Source organism: Empedobacter sp. UBA7248, from assembly GCF_002472945.1.
In the GTDB taxonomy this organism is placed as follows: Bacteria; Bacteroidota; Bacteroidia; order Flavobacteriales; family Weeksellaceae; genus Empedobacter; species Empedobacter falsenii_C.
In genome coordinates this window covers 354,737-375,901 of record NZ_DKSU01000016.1, presented here as the reverse complement: position 1 = coordinate 375,901, position 21,165 = coordinate 354,737, and the positions used below count along the sequence as shown (strand labels likewise).

The 21,165-nt window shown below is 32.9% G+C and carries 17 protein-coding genes; 12 read left to right on the top strand and 5 right to left on the bottom strand.

Annotated elements, in window-relative coordinates:
• Nucleotides 1-53: 53 nt before the first annotated feature.
• Complete coding sequence (locus tag B4A23_RS16300) at nucleotides 54-1,316, bottom strand: OmpA family protein (protein WP_286486836.1); 1,263 nt, start codon at nucleotides 1,314-1,316, stop codon at nucleotides 54-56.
• 221 nt (nucleotides 1,317-1,537) lie between these two features.
• On the opposite strand from B4A23_RS16300, the gene B4A23_RS16295 reads away from it, so the two are divergent.
• From B4A23_RS16295 to B4A23_RS16280, 4 genes are all read left to right on the top strand, one after another.
• Nucleotides 1,538-2,473, top strand: a complete 936-nt coding sequence (locus B4A23_RS16295; protein WP_038336277.1) for a ribose-phosphate pyrophosphokinase — start codon at nucleotides 1,538-1,540, stop codon at nucleotides 2,471-2,473.
• 45 nt (nucleotides 2,474-2,518) lie between these two features.
• Entirely contained in the window at nucleotides 2,519-3,103 is a 585-nt protein-coding gene (locus tag B4A23_RS16290) for a 50S ribosomal protein L25/general stress protein Ctc (RefSeq protein WP_038336278.1), read from the top strand.
• A gap of 139 nt (nucleotides 3,104-3,242) precedes the next feature.
• Entirely contained in the window at nucleotides 3,243-3,677 is a 435-nt protein-coding gene (locus B4A23_RS16285; RefSeq protein ID WP_038336279.1) for an RrF2 family transcriptional regulator, read from the top strand.
• Nucleotides 3,678-3,737: 60 nt separating this feature from the next.
• On the top strand, nucleotides 3,738-4,235 hold the full coding sequence (locus tag B4A23_RS16280) for a hemerythrin domain-containing protein (protein ID WP_052217884.1): 498 nt from the start codon (nucleotides 3,738-3,740) through the stop codon (nucleotides 4,233-4,235).
• A gap of 200 nt (nucleotides 4,236-4,435) precedes the next feature.
• Here the strand turns inward: B4A23_RS16280 and B4A23_RS16275 are convergent, their stop codons facing one another.
• From B4A23_RS16275 to B4A23_RS16265, 3 genes are read right to left on the bottom strand one after another with little or no spacing between them, the layout of a single operon-like run.
• Complete coding sequence (locus B4A23_RS16275; RefSeq protein WP_291121453.1) at nucleotides 4,436-5,494, bottom strand: glutaminyl-peptide cyclotransferase; 1,059 nt, start codon at nucleotides 5,492-5,494, stop codon at nucleotides 4,436-4,438.
• 54 nt (nucleotides 5,495-5,548) lie between these two features.
• A complete protein-coding gene (gene ruvC / locus B4A23_RS16270) occupies nucleotides 5,549-6,097 on the bottom strand; it encodes a crossover junction endodeoxyribonuclease RuvC (RefSeq protein WP_038336282.1) in 549 nt (182 codons plus the stop codon).
• Between the two features lie 30 nt (nucleotides 6,098-6,127).
• A complete protein-coding gene (locus B4A23_RS16265) occupies nucleotides 6,128-8,599 on the bottom strand; it encodes a phosphoenolpyruvate carboxylase (RefSeq protein ID WP_291121450.1) in 2,472 nt (823 codons plus the stop codon).
• A 215-nt stretch (nucleotides 8,600-8,814) separates the two neighbouring features.
• On the opposite strand from B4A23_RS16265, the gene B4A23_RS16260 reads away from it, so the two are divergent.
• Both B4A23_RS16260 and B4A23_RS16255 read left to right on the top strand, forming a co-directional pair.
• Nucleotides 8,815-9,525, top strand: a complete 711-nt coding sequence (locus tag B4A23_RS16260; protein WP_291121447.1) for a hypothetical protein — start codon at nucleotides 8,815-8,817, stop codon at nucleotides 9,523-9,525.
• A gap of 22 nt (nucleotides 9,526-9,547) precedes the next feature.
• Complete coding sequence (locus B4A23_RS16255) at nucleotides 9,548-13,216, top strand: hypothetical protein (RefSeq protein ID WP_291121445.1); 3,669 nt, start codon at nucleotides 9,548-9,550, stop codon at nucleotides 13,214-13,216.
• A 36-nt stretch (nucleotides 13,217-13,252) separates the two neighbouring features.
• Here the strand turns inward: B4A23_RS16255 and B4A23_RS16250 are convergent, their stop codons facing one another.
• The gene (locus B4A23_RS16250; RefSeq protein ID WP_291121442.1) at nucleotides 13,253-14,764 is read right to left on the bottom strand and encodes a GH3 auxin-responsive promoter family protein; all 1,512 of its coding nucleotides are present in this window, start codon (nucleotides 14,762-14,764) and stop codon (nucleotides 13,253-13,255) included.
• A 52-nt stretch (nucleotides 14,765-14,816) separates the two neighbouring features.
• Here B4A23_RS16250 and B4A23_RS16245 point away from each other — a divergent pair, with 52 nt between their 5' ends.
• The 6 genes from B4A23_RS16245 to thrC all read left to right on the top strand — a co-directional run bounded on the left by B4A23_RS16245 (nucleotide 14,817) and on the right by thrC (nucleotide 21,149).
• A complete protein-coding gene (locus B4A23_RS16245) occupies nucleotides 14,817-15,608 on the top strand; it encodes a DUF2797 domain-containing protein (RefSeq protein ID WP_291121439.1) in 792 nt (263 codons plus the stop codon).
• Between the two features lie 153 nt (nucleotides 15,609-15,761).
• Nucleotides 15,762-16,190: a hypothetical protein gene (locus tag B4A23_RS16240; RefSeq protein ID WP_125348889.1), complete on the top strand. Its 429-nt coding sequence runs from the start codon at nucleotides 15,762-15,764 to the stop codon at nucleotides 16,188-16,190.
• 216 nt (nucleotides 16,191-16,406) lie between these two features.
• Nucleotides 16,407-17,903 carry an aspartate kinase gene (locus tag B4A23_RS16235; protein ID WP_291121437.1) on the top strand — a complete coding sequence of 499 codons (1,497 nt, stop codon included), beginning with the start codon at nucleotides 16,407-16,409 and terminating at the stop codon, nucleotides 17,901-17,903.
• A gap of 29 nt (nucleotides 17,904-17,932) precedes the next feature.
• A complete protein-coding gene (locus tag B4A23_RS16230) occupies nucleotides 17,933-18,859 on the top strand; it encodes a hypothetical protein (RefSeq protein WP_291121435.1) in 927 nt (308 codons plus the stop codon).
• Between the two features lie 3 nt (nucleotides 18,860-18,862).
• A complete protein-coding gene (locus tag B4A23_RS16225; RefSeq protein WP_291121433.1) occupies nucleotides 18,863-19,831 on the top strand; it encodes a homoserine kinase in 969 nt (322 codons plus the stop codon).
• Between the two features lie 10 nt (nucleotides 19,832-19,841).
• Entirely contained in the window at nucleotides 19,842-21,149 is a 1,308-nt protein-coding gene (thrC, locus tag B4A23_RS16220) for a threonine synthase (RefSeq protein ID WP_291121430.1), read from the top strand.
• Nucleotides 21,150-21,165 lie beyond the last annotated feature (16 nt).

The following is a 21,165-nucleotide window of genomic DNA, read 5'->3' as shown; positions in this document are numbered from 1 at the left end:
ACTCCAAAAACTGGAAAAATCTACCCCTGATTAATATCTTAATAAAGAAAAAATTATTTTACTCTGAAAACAACTCTTCTTGCTAATTGATGAGAAGAAACTTGAGAGTTTTTGAACTCATTATCTTTACCTTCACCAACTGTAGTTAATTGAGAAGCACTTGCTCCTTGACTAACTAAAATAGCTTTTACATTTTCTGCTCTTCTACGAGATAAATCTTTATTGAAAGCATCACCTCCTACTGGATCAGCATAACCTAAAATCTCAATTTGAGCATTTGGTTTAGCTTTTAAGTACTCAGATACAAATTTGATACCTCCTACAGATTGTTGGTATGGTTTATCAGAATTGTAATCAAAGTAAACGTTGATAATACCAGAGTTAATCATTTGCTCTAAGAAATCAGCATCGTTAACGATAGTTGTATTTCCTCCTGCATTTTGTTTAATGTATTCTTCAATATTATCTGGAATTCCGTTTCCATTGTGGTCAATTGTAACACCGTGAGTGTCAACAACAGCACCTGGAGCTGAATCTGGTTCTTGATCTAAGTAATCAGCAACACCATCACCATCAGTATCTTTTAACATTTGTTCGATGTTAGAAATACGATCTTCTAAGTCAGAACGAGTTGGTTCGTAAACCCAGTCAGCATGTTTTTGGTTTTTACCTAAGTAGAAAGTTAAACCTAAAGTAGCATTCCAAATTTCACCTCCAAATCCTGAACCTGAAGTGTTAGCTGTTCCATCAAATGTTACATTTTGACGAATATTTCTTACGTAAGATACATCTCCTGTTAAAACAACACGATCAGTTAATCTTAATTGTGGAGTTAAACCAACCATAACATTTACCATGTTATCATTGTCGTCGAAAACTTTACCATCAGCACCTTTTGTCGCATCATTATTCATCCAAGAGTAACCTGCACCACCATGAGCTAATAATCCAATTCTATTTGTCCATGTTTCAAAATTCATGATTCGTCCTAAGTTTGCAACCCCTTGTAAATCTACACGGTAATAATTAGAACGGAAACGAGCTACATCTTCACCTTCTTTGATACGATCATATCCACCGTCTAATTTTAAACCAAATTTTGGGTTGAACATATAACGTACACCAAAATCAGCATGGAAAAAACTTGGTGTTTCTGAATAATAACCTGGAGCGAATGCTTTTCTTGCTTTTACTGCACCTCCATTGGCCTCGATAGACCATTTGTTGTAATCGTTGTTAACTGTTTCAGTAGTTTCTTGCGCGTGAGCAAAAATCCCTAATCCAATTACACTTAATAGGTATGAAATCTTTTTCATGAGGAAATATTTAATTACAAAATTATATAAATACTTAAAACCAAATCAATAAAAACTGTTAAAAAACCCTATAACTAACGAAAGTCATGATTGTTCTTTATGATTATTTTAACTTGTTTTAGAAGTCCTTCAATAATTGTGCCGAAATTAATTTTTAGTTTTCTTATATCATTTTCAAATCATTTAAATTATTTTTGCACAAATATTTCCCAAAACAAACAATGGAACAATCAGCATTTCTTTTTTCAACCAGAGGATCATTAGAATTAGCACAAAAAATTGCCGATCAATATGGTCAAGAACTTGGTAAATCTAAAATTGTAGAGTTTAGCGATGGCGAATTTGTGCCAGCTTTTGAACAACCAATTCGCGGTGCTCGCGTTTTCTTAATTGGTTCTACAATGCAACCAACAGACAATTTGATGGAATTACTTTTAATGTGTGATGCCGCAAAACGTGCATCTGCTAAAAGTATTACAGTTGTTATTCCTTATTTTGGTTTTGCTCGTCAAGATCGTAAGGATGCACCACGTGTGCCAATTGGAGCAAAATTAGTTGCAAAAATGTTAATGACAGCTGGAGCAACTCGTGTAATGACTATGGATTTACATGCCGATCAAATACAAGGATTTTTTGAAGTTCCTGTTGATCATTTATTCGCTTCAACAATTTTCGTTGAATATATCAAAGGTTTAGGTTTAGATAATATTTGTATCGCTTCTCCAGACATGGGTGGTGCTAAACGTGCAAATACATATGCTAAATACCTTAATGCAGATATCGTAATTTGTCACAAAGAACGTAAAGTTGCGAACCAAGTTGATAGCATGATGTTAATCGGTGAGGTTGAAGGTAAAAACGTTATTTTAGTGGATGACATGATTGATACAGCGGGTACACTTGCTAAAGCTGCTGAATTGATTATGGAAAAAGGAGCAAAATCTGTTCGCGCAATTGCAACGCACGGAGTTTTATCTGGACCAGCTTACGAGCGTCTTGATAACTCTTTGTTAACGGAAATTGCTATAACTGATAGTATTCCATTAAAAAATACTTCCGTATCTAAAATAAAAGTATTATCTTGCGCTCCGCTTTTTGCTGATGTTATGCATTTAGTACATAGCAATAAATCTATTAGCCAACGTTTTGTTATCTAATGATTTAACTTAAAATTAAATTATTTTTATTATATACATATTATTATGAAGTCAATTACAATTCAAGGTGTAAAAAGAGAAGACTTAGGTAAAGTGGCTACACGTAACCTACGTAATGCTGAACAAGTACCTTGTGTGGTTTACGGTTCTGGAGAGCCTATCCACTTTTCAGCTGATGAAAAAGCATTCAAATCATTAGTTTACACTCCAGATGCTCATACAGCAACTATCGAGTTAGCTGATGGAGCTAAAATTCAAGCAATTTTACAAGATATCCAATTTCACCCAGTAACGGATAAAATCTTACACGTAGATTTTTACCAATTAAATGAGGACAAACCAGTAACAATGGAAGTTCCAGTTCGTTTAGTAGGACGTGCTCGTGGTTTAGTAGCTGGTGGGGTTTTACGTTTCAACATGCGTAAATTAAAAGTTCGTGCTATTCCAGCTAACTTACCAGACGAAATCGAAATCGATATCACTCCAATGAGAATTGGTCACAAAATGTATGTAGAAACATTGAAAAATGATAACTACACATTCGCACATCCAGATAACGCAGTAGTAGTAGCTATTCGTACTTCTCGTAACGCTGTTAAGGATGCTGATCAAGACGAAGACGAAGATTAAGAAATTTTCTTTTCAGATAACATTAAACCACTCAATTTTGAGTGGTTTTTTTATTTTTAAAAATTTAATAAGATAAATTTGTCCGAATTAAAATTAGTTGTATATTTGCTTCATAATTTATAATGAATAAAAGAAATTAATGTTTTCTAAAGCGTGCGAATATGGAATTAAGGCTTGTGTGTTTATTGCACAAGAATCTGTAGAAGGAAAGAGAGTCAATTTAAAACAAATTGCAAATTCGATTAATTCTCCAGAAGCTTACACAGCCAAAATTCTTCAACAATTAGTTAAAGCAAATGTGATTTCATCTGTCAAAGGAAAAATGGGAGGTTTCCAAATGGATGCAGCGCATTTAGAAGATATCAAATTAGTGAATATCATCAAAGCGATTGACGGAGATGGTCTTTATCACAGTTGCATTTTAGGTTTAGTAGAATGCGATGCTAACAAACCTTGTGCTTTACATAGCCGTGTTTTTGCAATTCGTAATGATTTGCGAGGAATGCTAGAAAAGACATCGATGTTTAATTTGATTGATGATCTTGAGAAAGGAATTGCTTTTCTTAAGCATTAAAAAAATTTGATTAAAAATAAGATAAAAATATCCGATTATCCGAATTAAAAAATTACAACAATGAACCTATTAATAGAACTTCCTCAAACAACTGCTTCTCATATGAGTTATACTGTAACAGTAAATCTAAATGAAGCGTGCGAAAGACATCATAAGACATTATTTTTTTGTTGGAATATTCGTGCTGGAATAGATAAAGGAGTCGATATTCAACGAATTGTTGATTATGTAAATTGGTATGGGGAAAAAGTGTTATTCAAAAAATTTGAGATAGAAGAGAATTACTTGTTTTCGCTTTTGGATGAAGATCATTACTTGGTAAAAAGAGCATTGAAAGAACATAGACGTTTGAGACGCCTGTTCAAAATAGATGCAAAAAATCCGATGAAAAGTTTGATTTATATCGAAGAAGAATTGGATTTGCATATCAGATTTGAGGAGAAACAAATGTTTCCTGAATTTGAGAAAAATGCAACACAAAAAAAGTTAAAAGTAATTAAAGAACAATTTAATTCTCTTTTAACTAATACAGATTGGAAAGATCAATTTTGGTTATAGATCTTTATAGCTAAAAATTTTTACTTATAATTTTTTAGATGATTTTTGAAAAGAAAAGCTCGATTTTGCAGGTCGAGCTTTTTGCTTTTTTACTTAGAAAAAAATTGTTTCTCCAGCTTTTGTATTTTTTATCTTTTCGATTATTTCTTCACCATCTTCAATGTTCCTATTATTTTGGGTCTGGTTAATCGCATAAGATTCTACTTCTTAATCTTAATTTCAAAGATTTTGTCCCAGTTTTTACCTGTTAATAACATATTTCCGTTGTCTTTGAAAGCGATTCCGTTCAATTCTTGTGCTTGTGGATTTCCTTGTTTTCCTTTCAATTCAGCAAAATTGAACTCAGCTTTTACAGCGCCAGTTTGCGGATCAATTACCACAATATTACTGTTATCTGCATGTCCAGATTTTAGGTAAACATTTGCATAAATTAAACCATCGTGATACTCAATTTCATTCAAATAACTATATGGTTGCGTGCTATCAAAAGCTTGAACAGTTCTAAGGTAGTTAAATTTCTCATCGAAGAAATGAATACGTTGTGAGCCTTCTGTTACAGCTAATTCTTTACCAATAGTAGTAATTCCCCAACCTTCGATAATTTGAGCTGGCATATCAAATTTTTCAACTTGATTAAAGTTTAAATCATATTTATAAATCACACGATCTTGCCATGTTAATTGATAAATAAAACCATTCAGTTCTGTAATTCCTTCTCCAAAAACATCGTCTTTAATTTGATATAATTTTGTAGGCTCAGTTGCACCCAATTTATATTCAATCAAACGTGTTTTTCCTCCGCGAAGTCCAGTTCCTTCGAAAATATTTCCGTTTTTGAAATAAAAACCTTGCGTAAAATAATCTGGATTATGTGGATAAGTTCCTACAATTTCATAATTCCATTGCGCAGCTGGCTCATTTGCATAAACCACAAACGTAAAATCGCGCGAATTTGTTTCTTCTTCTCCTTTGAAGAATTTCAAATTAACCGTATGATTTCCTAATCCAATTGTTTTTCCGTCAATCGTAAAATCAGCAGGAACTTCTTGTCCATCCACCGAAACTACAACTTTCGTAATTCCATCCAAATTAGTTAAAGGAATATCGATTTTGTCGCCAATTTTGTATTTATTTTGTTCAATCTTCGAAACAATTTCAGTGATTGCAGTATTGTTTTTTCCTGTAGAATCTTTACAAGAAAATAACACTGAAGAGAAAACTGTTGCACAAACTGAGGCAGCGATTAAATATTTTTTCATTTGATGTGTTTTATGTTTTATGAATTAGGTTGCTAATTCTGCTACAAATATATTTTATTTTGTTCGATTCGGATTATTTTTTACAAAGGCATCCCAACTCGAATAAGAACTTGATGTTCCAGTTGTTTTACCCGAATTTAGATAATGACAAACCGCAACGGCAAGACCATCTGTGGCATCCAAACGTTTCGGAATTTCTTTCAATCCAAGTAAATGTTGTAACATGCCTGCAACTTGTTCTTTTGATGCATTTCCGTTTCCAGTAATCGCCATCTTAATTTTTTTTGGCGCATATTCTACCACAGGCATATCGCGATGCAGGCAAGCGGCAATACAAACGCCTTGTGCACGTCCAAGTTTTAACATAGACTGAACATTAACGCCAAAAAACTGCGCTTCAATGGCTAATTCATCAGGATGATATTGGTCGATAATGGCTAAAGTTTTTTCGAAAATCTTTTTCAATTTCGTTTGTTGGTTCGGAAGTTTATGCAACAACAATTCGTCTAAAGTAATCAACTTTATTTTGTTGTTTTTGACTTCAATCAAACCAAAACCCATCACCATTGTTCCAGGATCAATCCCTAAAATAATCTTTTCCATCGTTGCGAAGGTATTAAGATATTCTGAAAATTAAGCCGAATTTCGACTCGCATTAATATTTCCGAATAACGAACGCATCACAATTTGCTCATAGACTGATTTGAACTCACTTTCGTGATGAATTTTGTTCAACGAAAATTGTTGAATCGTTAATAATGGTAACACAATTTTTTCGCGCATTTGTACCGAAGATTTGTTCAATGGTTCGTCTTGCATCAATTCTGTGTAACCCGAAATTTCTAAACATAATGCTTTTGATAATTCAAATTCATCATGCAAAATATTCCAAAATTCACCATATTCAGGATCATCTTTCATATAAGAAGTTAATGGAAAATAAGTTTTTTCCATCGACATCATACTATTTTGAATCAAGGTTTTGAAGAAGCTCGAGTTTTTGAATAAATCTTTTACATCCTCTAAATGACCTTGTTTTTTCAATTCATTTATAGCCGTTCCAACACCAAAATATCCTGGAACATTTTGTTTTAATTGACTCCAAGAACCCACAAATGGAATAGCACGCAAGTCATCGAACTCTAATTTTTTATCACCACCTCGTTTACTCGGACGGCTTCCGATATTCGTTTTCCCATAATAGTTAAGCGTACTCATATTTTCCAAATAAGGTAAAAATGAAGGATGCGCTTTCAAATCTTCGTATTTCTGATAACTAATTGTGGCTAATTTATCAATCAAAATTCGCTCATCAGGTGAAATCTGACTTGTGCTTGTCGAGAAAACATCCGAAATAATTCCAGCCGTGTACAATTGTTCAAAATTATATTTTGCCTGCGGCATTGTTCCATAATTCGACGTAATTGTTTGTCCTTGAATTGTAATTTGAATTTCGTGATTCGCAATTGTTTTTCCTTGAGAAGCGTAAAATTCGTGCGTTTTTCCACCACCACGCGCAGGAGGTCCACCACGACCATCAAAGAAAATAACTTCGATTTGATTTTTATCCGAAACATTCGAAAGGATTTCTTTGGTGCGATAAATTTCCCAATTCGCTTTGATGTAACCGCCATCTTTTGTTCCGTCCGAAAAGCCTAACATAATCGATTGACGTTGTTTTCTACGTTCTAAATGTTGTGCATAAATAGGTAAATTATACAATTTATTCATCGTATTTTCAGCACCATCTAAACCTCTAATCGTCTCGAAAAGTGGCATAATATCAAACTTGATTTCGTCATCTTTGTAACCACAAAATTTGAATAAAGCATAAACATTTAAGACATCGAAAATGGTTTCAGAATTTGAAATAATGTATCGGTTAACACCTAATTCACCGTTTCGTTGTTGAATCGTTTTTAATTGATAAACATTTTTGATCGTATCAATCACAATATCATCTTCAAAATCTTCTGGTTTAGCTGTAAAAGACGGATTTGTTAACAATTCGATTTGTTCTGGTTCGTTTAAATCTTTCAGATTAATTCCAGTATATTTTTCAACAATTTGATTAATTACTTTTTGATGAACACGCGAATCTTGACGAATATCCAAAGAAGCAAAATGCAATCCGAAAATATCAACACGTGTGATAAAATCATCTAAAATATCTAAGAAAACACCATTGTGTTGTTCAATTAAAATTGTACGAATCGTTTGTAAGCGCGTTTTGATTTCATCAATTGTAATCGTTCCATTTTCATTGAACATATTTTCGTAAATCAAATTGCTCAACGTTTTTAAAGGCTCTGTAACATGTTTGAACGTTAATCGTCTTTGAACAATTTTTAGATGATTGTAATAATTTTTTAAGATACTTGTTCGCAATAAACTCGCAACTTTCCAAGTAATTTCTGCTGTAACGAAAGGATTTCCATCACGATCGCCTCCAGGCCAAAAACCTAATTGAATGACAGGAGATTTGAGTGGTTGACTTTCTGTAAAAAACAATTGATTGATTTCGTTATACAATCGTCCAATTGTCTGATAATACACATTTCGTAAATAATAAATAATCGAAACTGCTTCATCGTAAGGTGTCGGTTTTTCTTCGTTGATGAAAGGTGTTTTTCCTAATTGTTGCAACAATAAATCAATTTTACTTACCGAATCTTGTTGAATAGCATCGCGTAAATCCTGAATAATTTGTTGAACATTTGTCGGATAAAATTGCGTTGGATGTGCTGTAAAAACAACTCTCGTCACAAAATCTTCGATTCTGGTTTTTACTTGCTCCATTTTACCTTGCGCTTGTGCAATATGGTAAATGCTTTCCAAACTTCCTTTTTCATTTTCGGAATGTAATGACGGAAATGCAGCATCTTCGATACTATCAAACAAAACAACTTGTCGCTCGATGTATTGTATCATTCGAAACATCAAATCGATTTGCTCTTGTTCGGTTTTTAAATCGGTGTATTTCTCAAAAAAATTGTTGATGATTTCATTTGGCGATTTACCTTCAGGTAAACCTTTTTGACTTTCATCGTACAAAAACGGGATCAATGATCCGATGTTTTGCATTTTTTCGTAGGGCAGACTCATAAAGAGACTGTTGTAAATTTGAAACTTATTTTCCACAATTTGGTGGAACTTAAGTTCAGATAAATTCGTACTTCGCATTAATAGGTATTTTTTCTCTTAAGAGTAAATTTAAACTTTAATAATGATTTAATGAGTATAATTAATGGTATAAATTAGTTATCAGTAGCTTATTGATAAATAAAACAATACCTTTGCGCAAAATTTCCAAAAAATTTATGAAAATCAATTTATTATTAGCAATTTCATTTTGTTTTATGAACATTTTGTTAGCACAAGTAGGTATAGGTACATCTAATCCAAATGCAACACTTGATGTAGCTATCGATGTAAATTACAAAAGTGGAGATAAAGCAGGTGTAGCTTTTCCAATGATGAGTGGAAATCAAATAGAGGCGATGTCTATAACAGATTTAAAAGCAGGAACACTTGTTTATGCAAATGCTATTTCGACGAATACAACTCCTGATATTGATGCATTAGGATTATGGTATTGGTCTGGTGATATGACAAAAAAGTGGGAACCGTTAAATTTAGGATATAAAAAAGTTGTTTCTTATTTCTATGCACCTTCTATTGCTTTGCCAACTGATATAGCAGGAGTTTCAACCGATTCGTCTTCTATAATTTGGTATGATAGTGCTACTTCTATGTTTAATGTAAAGTTGTTCGAAATTTATAAAAGTCAATTTGATTTATCAGGAAATGTTAGTGGAGTTAAAAAAAGTGCATTAAAAAGTCCTTCTGCAACTAGTATTCCAGTCTTAAACAAAACAGATTTAGAATACTTTGTAACGTATTTTGATAATCAAGTCTTTGATCCATCTAAAATTACTTTGGACGATAATGGGGTTTTAAAATATTCTATTTTATCTAACCCAATGGTGACTGAAAATACATTTATGAATATTGTATTTAAAGTAAAATAATCCTATTTCTAAAGCTATTTTTATGAAGAAAATTTTAAGTTTTCTAGCATTTCTATGCACTATTTTTACTTTTGCGGCTGATTATTATTGGGTTGGAGGAAGCGGAAATTGGACAGATATTAACCATTGGCGAACAACTTCTGGAGGAGTATCTTTACCGTCTGTAGTTCCAGGACCAACGGATAATGTTTTTTTTGATATTAATTCAGGTTTTTCAGCTTCAAGTAAAACGGTAACGATAGACAATATAGTGAATTGTCATAATATAACCTTTTCTGCGAGTGCAATCGTTCCAATTTTAACACAAATCGGTACTCAAACTTTAAATATTTATGGTTCGAGTGAGTGGCAAGTAGGAATGGGAATGATTAATGTTGCAAAAATTTATTATCGTCACACAGGCGAGGCGAAGACGATAAAAAGTAATGGAACAATTACAGGATCAACAAATTCGATTGTTGTTTTTGAAGAAAGAACTTCAATAAGTTTATTAGATGATTTTCAAGTAGGTTACGAATTATACCATAATGCTGGCACGTGGATCACGAACAGTCATCAAATAAAGATAGACGGACGTTTCTATGCGAACCAAGGAAATACACCAAGAACCATAGAATTTGGAAGTTCTAAAATTTATTTAACAACTTCTACTCCTTATTTTCATACAAACTTTGCTGCTACAACAATTAATGCTGGGACTTCTCATATTTATTTTACAGGAAAAGTAATATCTAATACCTATGGCTTAACAGCTTATCAAGGACAGAATTTTTACAATGTTACTTTTGAAGAACAAGCAAATATAAATTTATCAGGTTCGGCAAATTTTAATCAGGTTGAGTTTAAGGGCAATGGAAGTATTTCGGGGAATAACACATTTAAAGCTTTGATTTTTGCACCTACAAAAAATTATATTATTGAAGCTAATAAAAAACAAACGATTACCAATTTATTTTCTGTGAACACTCCAGCCTGCGAAGGATGGTCTAATATATCATCTAATAGCTACGGAACAACAACTGAAATAGTTGGAGCTTCTGATGTAAGTATAATTGTTTCTGGTACTATTCTGAAAAACATTACAGCATCGGGAGGAGCTAATTTTATTGCTAATAATTCAATTGGAGAAGGTATAAATACTGGTTGGACAATTCCTTCAACTGTAGGGCAAGATTTATATTGGGTTGGTGGTTCTGGTAATTGGAACGATAGAACACATTGGTCCAAAACCTCAGGTGGTACTGGCGGTTACTGTTCTCCTGGTCCTAATGATAATACATTTGCTGATAGAGGATCAGGATTTACGTTAAACGATAAAACAATCACTTTAGATAAAACGTCTTATACTCACAATATTTCTTTTGTTGATAGTTCTAATCCACCAACGTTAACAGAAAATGGATCTCAAACGTTAAATATTTACGGTTCAAGTGAATGGCAAGAAGGAATGGGAGCGATTAATTTGTCAAATATTTTTTACCGTCATACAGGAGAGTCGAAAACTATAAAAAGTAATGGTGTAAAACTAGGCACAGCTAATTCAAGTATTTATTTTGAAGAAGAAAATTCGATTAGTTTGCTAGACGATTTTATTGTAAATTATGAACTTTATCATCAGGCAGGAGTATGGACAACTAACAATCATCAAGTTACTATTAATGGTCGATTTTATGCAATATATGGTTCAAAACCTAAGGTAATAAACATGGGCAGCTCAAACTTCTATTTACCCTACACCGTTCCATATTTTCAAACAAACTCAAGCTTAACCACGATTAATGCAGGAACATCACATATACACTTTACAAATACAACAAGCAATAGTTATGGACTTATAGCAGGTGAAAATCAACGATATTATAATGTAAGCTTTGATAATTCTTCATCGGCTGGATCGATAAGCGCACAAACAGGGACAGCATATTTTAATCAGGTCGAATTTAAAGGGAATGGAACAATCAATGGGAACAATCATTTTTATAACTTAATTTTAGCTCCAACTAAAAACTACAGTTTTCCTGCTGGGGCAACCCAAACTATAACCAATTTATTATCAGCTTCAACACCACAATGTGGAGGCTGGTTAACAATTAATTCTAGCAAATCAGGAAGCTTGGCAAAAATTGAGGCTGCATCTAATGTTACTGTTAATGTATCTGGTGTTATTATGCAAGATATATCTGGTAATGGAGGTGCTACATTTATTGCTCAAAATTCAATTGATAATGGTAATAACAATCCTGGATGGCAGTTTCCTAAGACAGCTGGTCAGGAGCTTTATTGGGTTGGTGGATCTGGTAATTGGAATGATAAAATGCATTGGTCACAGAGTAGCAATGGTATAGGAGGTTATTGTGTTCCTGGTCCATCAGATAATACGATTTTTAATCAAGGTTCTGGTTTTACATCCGCAAACAAGACTATAACTGTAGACAATACTTCTTACACTCGAAATATTACATTCTCCGGAAGTGTAGTTCCTCCAATATTGACACAAACTGGCTCTCAGGCTATCAATATCTATGGATCTAGTGAGTGGCAGAACGGAATGGGAACAATTAATCTCAATAAAATTTTCTATCGTCATACAGGAGAAGCTAAAACAATAAAAAGTAATGATGTGATATCTGGAAGTAGCGCTGTTACTATTTATTTTGAAGAAGAAAATACGATAAGCTTATTAGATAACTATAAAATAGGATATGAGTTGTACCATCAAGCAGGTACATGGATTACCAACAATAATGATGTAACAATTTATGGACGATTTTATGCTAATTCAGGTACTAAACCAAGAACAATAAGTATGGGTTCATCAAATTTTTATTTACCAAACAACTCTCCGTACTTTCATACAAATTCTGCTTATGTTACGATAAATGCGGGGACTTCTCAACTAATTTTTACAGGAAGTACAACAGCAAGTTATGGTTTGTCAACTTATGACGGTCAGTGGTTCAATAATGTGGTTTTTGAAAGTAGAGCAAATGCCAGCATTAATTCGACAAACGGGACAACAAGCTTTAACGCTGTTACCTTTAGAGGTAGTGGAAGTATAAAGGGAATTAATAACATTAAAAATCTAGAATTTTCTTCTGGTAAAAGTTATACTCTAGATGCTTCAAAAACTCAAACAGTAGAAAATTTAATTTTAGGAGGAACGCCTTGCGAGGTTACATTTCTGCAAAGTAGCATTACAGGAACAAGAGCTAATTTGAATATTACAGGTTCGGCAACTAACTTTAATTTTGGTAATCTAAAAGATATCAATGCATCTGGTCAATTGTTACATTTTGGTGAGCAAAGTACAATCGCGAATCAGAACAATAACAATATAACCTATGATCCATATAATCCTGGTGCTTTTGAAGGGTTAGGAGCAGATTGGATTGATCACAAAGTAGATGGTTCTAATCCATTAACTTATATTTTATCAACTAGTAAATTCTATGGAAATAGTTATACAACATACAAATGGTATAAAATTGAAGGATTGAATAGTAGTGCAACTAGTGTTATTAGTACAGATAAAGAAATCGATATCCGAAAATTTGGCTACGGAACTTATGAAGTCAAAGTTGATTATTCAAATGGAAATACAATTACATGTAGAGTAAATGATAATATTTTATTGAAAGGATTACTGAAAAAAGTTTTAGTCAATCCAAGTATTCGAATTCGAGTAAGATAAAACAAAAAAAGAGAATCATATTGATTCTCTTTTTTATTATGATCGATTATTTAATTCAATTAATGGTTCAATAAATTCGCGTGTGTTTGCTAGCCTCGGAACTTTATTTTGTCCACCTAACTTACCGCGAGAAGCCATCCATTCGATGAATAATTTTTTGCGAGCTTTATGTACAATTGGGCGATTAAGCGTCATATTATTGTAACGTTTTGCTTCGTAATCTGAATTAACTTCTTGCAAACCTTTGTCTAAACAATCAATAAATTGCTCAAAATTTTCAGGTTCTTTATCAAATTCGATTACCCATTCATGCGCGCCTTTTTCTTTCCCTTGCATAAAAATTGGACCAGCACTATATTCAGAAACAATTGAATTTGTTTGCATACAAGCACGTTTCAAAGCTTCTTCTGCATTTTCTATCATCAATTCTTCGCCAAATGCATTGATATAATGTTTTGTTCGTCCAGAAACAACAATTCTATGTGGATTAGTTGAGGTAAAACGAACCGTATCACCAATAATATAGCGCCACAAACCTCCATTTGTTGTAATCACCATGGCATAATTTTTACCAACTTCAACTTCTCCAATTGTTAAAAACCGTTGAGTTTCTGAACCAAATTCTTCCATTGGAATAAATTCGTAAAAGATTCCGTTGTCTAATAATAACAATAAATCTTTGCTGTGCAATTGATCCTGAATACCAAAAAAACCTTCGGAAGCATTATATAATTCGAAATAATTTAATTTTTTTTGGGTGATTAAATTATAGTTTTCTGCATAAGGTTTGAAGCTGATTCCACCATGAAAAAACACTTCGAGATTTGGCCATAATTCGTCCAAATAATTCTTTCCGGTTTCGGCTAATAATTTGTTCAATACAACCAGCATCCATGAAGGAACACCAGTTAAAGAACCAACATCTTCATTTTTTGTTGCATTGATAATCGCATTCATCTTCACATTCCAATCAGACATTAAAGAAATCTCACGATTCGGAATATTTTTCATCTCAGCATAAAAAGGTAAATTATCAATCAAAATAGCTGATAAATCACCAAAACGCGTATCATATTTTTGATAAAGTTCACTACTTCCGCCAATTCTTAGGTTTTTGTGCATAAAAATATCCGTTTCGGGATAAGCATTTAAGTACAACGCAAACATTGTTTTTCCTGCTGCGTAATGGCAATCTTCTAAGGATTCATTACTAATCGGAATAAACTTACTTTTCGCATTTGTTGTTCCAGAAGATTTTGCAAACCACTTTATTTTTCCGTACCAAGTGACATCTTTTTCACCTTTTCTCGCTAATTCAATATAAGGTTGAAAATCCTCGTAATGCACCGCAGGAACTTGCTCTTGAAATTTCTGTGTCGTTTTGATTTCGTCAAAATGAAATTCTTTTCCGTAAATAGTCGATTTGGCTTTTTTGATATTCTCAAATAACACACGTTCTTGCGTACCAACTGGATTTTTGATGCTTTCCTCGATGACATTCATTCGGCTACGCATCATAATTTCCATAATCTTATTGACTATTCCCATCCGCTAAAAGTTTTGTAGATTTACACAAAATTAATTAAACTTTTTTAGCAAGATGCAGTTTGAAGGACAAATTCGTAAAATGACAACTGAAAATGGAACGCCAATCAATTATTATTGGAATTTCAAAGATGATTTTATCGTTATGAATCAATTGTTAGGAAAAAAAATCAAGATTAACTTTGATCATTACGAATGTTTAAACTGTCACGAGGACAAAGAGATTTATCAGATGGGATATTGTAAAAATTGTTTTTTTACAGTTCCAGAAGCTAATCCAAGTATCATCAATCCAGAACTTTCAACAGCACATTTGGGAATTGCGCAACGTGATTTAGAGTTTGAAACGAAATTAGAATTGCAACCGCATATTGTGTATTTGGCAAATTCATCGGGAATAAAAGTTGGTGTAACACGTTTAACGCAAGTGCCGACACGTTGGATCGATCAAGGAGCATCAGAAGCTATTATTATTGCACGAACGGATAACCGTTACGAAGCTGGAATGATAGAGGTATCGTTGAAAAATGTTATTGCTGATAAAACGAATTGGCAAAGAATGTTGAAAAATGATGTGCCAGAAATTAATTTGTTCGAAAAGTATCACGAAATCAGAAATGAAGTGAATCCTGATTTTCAACAATTTTTGGTTGATGAGCCAGAAGTTTGGAAGTTAGACTATCCAGTTTTATCTTATCCAGAAAAAGTAAAATCATTAAACTTGAAAAAAACGCCAGAAATAGAAGGTGTTTTGAAAGGAATAAAAGGTCAATACTTGATTTTTGAAGACAATACTGTTTTCAATGTTCGAGGTCATGAAGGTTTTTATGTGAATTTTGAAGTGTAAAATTCATTTTACAATAAAAGATATTCAAAAGTCGATTCTATAACAGAATCGACTTTTTTGTTTCTATCTATTTGATTTCAATAAAAATACTTGTTTTTCATCTTATTTATTTTTACATTAGTTATAATCAATTAACACAAAAAAATAGGAATTATGAAAGCAAGTGCATTACTTATGGTTGGCGGTATTTTGGCTTTAACAGCATGTAATAAAAAATCAGATTTGCCAGATTATAAGGTGAAAGAAGCAGTTTTAGATGTTTACAAATACAGAGCAGATAAACCAGATTCACTTTTTTCGAAAGTAGAAGGCGTAAATGTGGATGATTTGAATGCGGTGGTTAAACAATATGGACCAGTTGATGTCTACAACTTTGAGAAAATGACTCCTCTTGAAGATGGTGACAAAACAGTTTACGAAGCAGTTTATAAAGTGTCTTTTAAAGGAGCGGAAGGAACAGAAACGTTTAAAGTAAGAAAAATTGATAAGTTAGACGGAATTGTTGTTGGCTATGCAAGTGATGTAAAACCTATAGTTGCTCAGTCAGATTCTTTGGCCGTTAAAAAGGATTCGGTGAAATAAATATAAAAAAAGAATAAATACGTAATGATTTATTGAAAAAGTTTGTATATTCGTTATCAATAATGAAACAAAACGGATTAAATACAATCATTTCAATTACGACGACTTCTAGTGTTCACACTTAGAGGAGTCTTGTTATGTATTTAATTCTAAAAAAATAATGCAAAAGCATCTTCTCAAAAGGAAGATGCTTTTTTTATGATCAAAATTTAAATTATGAAAGTTTTAAAATTCGGAGGAACATCAGTCGGATCGGTAGAAAGCATCCGCGCGGTCGTAGAAATTGTTAAACAAGAAAGGCAACAAAATAACTCGATTATTTTGGTTGTGTCTGCTATTTCTGGTTTGACCAATTTATTAACCAAAATGTCCGAAGAAGCTTCATTAGGAAGTTTTGATGAAAATGATTTAAAACTTTTTCAAGACAAACATTTCGAAATTGTAAAAGCTTTAATCGATGTGCCAAATCAAAATCCGATTTTAACAAAATTGAAATTGTTGATGAATGAGTTAGAAGCATTATTAGAAGGAGTAGAAATTTTGAAAGAATTAAGTCCTCAAACAAAAGATCTGATTTTGAGTTTCGGTGAGAGATGTAGCGCTTTATTAATCGCAAAAGTAATGCAAGAGTACGTTGGAGATTCATTAGCTGTTAATGCATCAGATTATATTGTGACAGATCATAATTTTGGTCAAGCGAATGTTATTGAGGAAAAATCATTTCAGAATATTCAACAATTAGCAAAAGGTCATTCGGATAAATTATTGGTTGTTACAGGATTTATTGCGGCGAATGAAGAAGGGCGAGTGACAACTTTGGGAAGAGGTGGTTCTGATTATACTGCGGCTTTGATTGGTGCAGCTTTACATGTAGAACAAATTGAAATTTGGACAGATGTAAATGGAATGATGACGGCTGATCCTCGTTTTGTAAACAAAGCTTTTTCGTTAGAGAATTTATCCTATACAGAAGCGATGGAATTGTCGTATTTCGGTGCAAAAGTGATTTATCCACCTACAATGGCTCCGGCTTTTAAACTCCGAATTCCGATTTTAATTAAAAATACATTTCAACCAGATTTCGAAGGAACAAAAATTCAGTTTGATTCGCAACCAACAGATTTTCCAATCAAGGGAATTTCGTCGATTAAAGATATTGCGTTAGTCAATATAAAAGGAAGTGGTTTGGTCGGAAAATTGGGTTTTAGCGGAAAACTTTTTTCACTTTTAGCGCAACATCATATAAACATTGTGTTGATTACGCAATCTTCGTCAGAGCACAGTATCACGCTTGCGATTCATCATAATGAAGTCGAAAAAGCGAAACAATTAATTGAAGAAGAGTTTTGTCTAGAGATTGCGGCAAAATGGTTGGAGCCAATTGAAGTTGAAGAAAATCTCGGAATTATTGCAATTGTTGGAGAAAATATGAAGAAAACGGTTGGTGTTTCGGGCAAGTTATTTTATGCGTTGGGACGAAATGGAATCAATGTTAGAGCAATTGCGCAAGGTTCTTCGGAGTATAATATTTCGGTTGTGATTAACGAAAATGATTTGTCAAAAGCTTTAAATGCCGTGCATGATGCGTTTTTTAATCACTTGAAAAAAACAATTCATGTTTTCAATGTTGGAGTAGGAAATATTGGTTCGACATTTTTAAATCAATTAGAAAAACAGAAAGATTTTTTAGGAAAAATAATGATATCGAAATAAAATTGGTCGGATTATCAAATTCTAAAAAAATGATGTTTAATGAAAACGGAATCAATTTATCGAATTGGAAAAATGAATTAGAAAATTCTTCTTCATCAGCTGATTTGAATGAATTTATCCAAAAAATGAAACAGTATAATTTGCCAAATTGTGTTTTTGTTGATAATACTGCGAGTTCTGATTTGCCAAATTATTATAAACAAATTTTCGAAAGCAGTATTTCGGTTGTAACATGTAATAAAATTGCGAATTCGTCTTCTTATCAAGAATATAAGAACTTGAAAGAAACTGCTCGAAAATATGGGATTGATTTCCTTTACGAAACAAATGTTGGAGCAGGTTTACCAATTATTAGCGTGTTGAAAGATTTGCGAATGAGTGGAGATCAAATCCTAAAAATTGAAGCGATTTTATCAGGAACAATTTCGTATATCTTCAATCATTTTAAAGGTGAAAATACATTTGCCGAAGTTGTAAAAAAAGCGCAAGAATTAGGTTATACAGAGCCAGATCCTCGAGATGATTTGAGCGGAATAGATTTTATGCGAAAGATGTTGATTCTTGCTCGTGACAATGGTTACGAAGTGGAAGCAGCAGATGTGAAAATTGATTCTATTTTGCCAAAATCTTGTCTTGAAGCTACAACTGTAGAAGATTTTTATAGAGAATTAGTTAACGAAAATGATTATTTCGAAAAGATAAAACATCAAGCAGAAGCAGAACAGAAAGTAATTCGTTACATCGGGATTTTAGAAGATGGAAAAATATCCATTTCGTTAGAATTGGTTGACAATCAACATCCGTTTTATGCCTTGTCTGGAAGCGATAACATTATTTCGTTTACAACAGCACGTTACAAGGAACGTCCTTTGGTTGTGAAAGGTCCTGGAGCTGGCGCGGAAGTTACGGCGGCTGGCGTTTTTGCAGATTTAGTTAACATAAGTTCAATACGATAAAAGATGAATCAAACAATCGAAAATAAATATAAGCTTGATCAAGCGAAGTTTTTAGAAAAAGTACACGTTTTTGCTCCTGCAACAGTTGCGAATATGATTTGTGGATATGATATTTTGGGCTTTGCGGTGGATTATCCAGGTGATGAGGTAATCATGAAAAAGACAGAAAAATTAGGAATCGAAATTCGAACAATTACAGGTGACGAAGGGAAATTACCTTTGGATGCAATGAAAAATACAGTTTCTCATTCGACATGGAAATTATTTTGTGATTTAGGTTTACAAGATTCTTTTGGATTATCGATAGAATTACACAAGAAAATGCCGATTGGAAGCGGTTTAGGCTCAAGTGCGGCGAGTACAGTTGCTGGACTTTTTGCATTAAATGAATTATTAGGAAAACCACTTTCTAAAAATGATCTTTTACCTTATTGTATGGAAGGCGAACGATTGGCTTGTGGCGCTGCTCATGCGGATAATGTTGCGCCATCGTTATTTGGTGGAATTACGTTGATTCCTTCTTACGAGCCGCTTTTGGTGCGTTCTTTGCCTGTTCCAGAAAATTTATATGTTACACTGATTTATTCAAAAGTAGAAGTGCCAACAAAGGATGCGCGCAAATTAATTAAAGATAAAGTACAATTGAGTAAAGCAATAAAACAATGGGGGAATATTGCAAGTTTGGTTGCAGCGCTTTATGAGAAAGATTATGAAGAAATTGGTCGTTCGATGCAAGATGATATTATCGAACCAAATCGTTCTTTATTGATTCCATATTTTAATGAAATGAAAAGTATTTCGCTCGAAAATAATGCATTAACGTTCGGAATTTCTGGTTCTGGACCAACTGTTATGGCGTTATCTAAAAGTAAATTGGATGCAGAAAATATCGCAAAAAAATTAAATGATTTTTTGACAATAAAAGAAATTGAACATTTATCTCTAAAATTAATCAACAAGGGCCTTACATAAAACACTAAAAATGGAATTATACAGTACAAATAATCATAATAATAGAGTCGATTTTAAACAAGCCGTTTTTCAATCTTTGCCAGAGGATAAAGGATTGTATATGCCTTTGTTATTGAAAAAATTAGATGATGAATGGATGAATTCGATCGAGAATTATTCATTTCAAGAGATTGCGAAAAAGGTTACAAATCACTTATTAAAAGATGATTTTTCTGAAGAAACGATTAATAATTTGATTGATGAGGTAATCAATTTTCCTGCGCCTTTGGTATTTTTAGAAGATGATTTAGCTGTTTTGGAATTGTTTCACGGACCTTCTTTTGCGTTCAAGGATTTTGGAGCGAGATTTATGAGTCGCGTGATGGCACATTATTCGAAAAAAGATAATCAATTGTTAGATGTTTTGGTCGCAACTTCTGGCGATACAGGAGGCGCTGTAGCACTCGGTTTTCTGGGAGTAGAAGGAACGCGAGTAACGATTTTATATCCAAAAGGAAGAGTGTCGCCGATACAAGAATTGCAATTAACAGCGAATGGAAAAAATATTCGTGCGATAGAAATTGAAGGAACTTTTGATGATTGTCAAGCATTGGTAAAGCAAGCTTTTTTAGATAAAGATTTAATGAAAAATCTAAATTTAACCTCAGCAAATTCGATTAATATAGCTCGTTTAATTCCGCAATCTTTCTATTATTTTGAGGCATTTGCCCAAGCAAAAAGAAAAGGTTTTGAGAAAGTTTCTTTTGTTGTTCCAAGTGGAAATTTCGGGAATATTACGGCAGGTATTTTGGCTTCAAAATTAGGATTGGAAGTTCAACAATTTGTTGCGGCTACAAATGCGAATGATACTGTTCCGTCGTTTTTAAAAACCGAAAATTATCAACCAAAACCTTCTGTACAAACGTTATCGAATGCAATGGATGTAGGAAATCCGAGCAATTGGGTTCGTGTGATGGAATTTTTTGAGCAAGATGTGGAGCAATTAAAATCAAAAATGGTTTCAAAATCTTATTCTGATGTAGAAACAACAAATGCAATAGTAGAAATTAATCAACAATATAATTATATTGCTTGTCCGCATACGTCGATTGCGTGGTTAGCGGCAAAGGAATATCAAGCGAAAAAACAAGATGAAAAAGAATTGGTGGTGTTTTTATCGACGGCACATCCATGTAAATTTCCTGAAGTTTTTCCGAAAGAAATACGAGATAAAATTGTCTATCCAAAAGAAGTCGAAGAATTGAAATTGAAACAATCAAATAAAGTTGAAATGAATAATAATTTTGATGAATTGAAAAATTGGTTGTTGAATAATTAATAAATTAAAAAGCAAA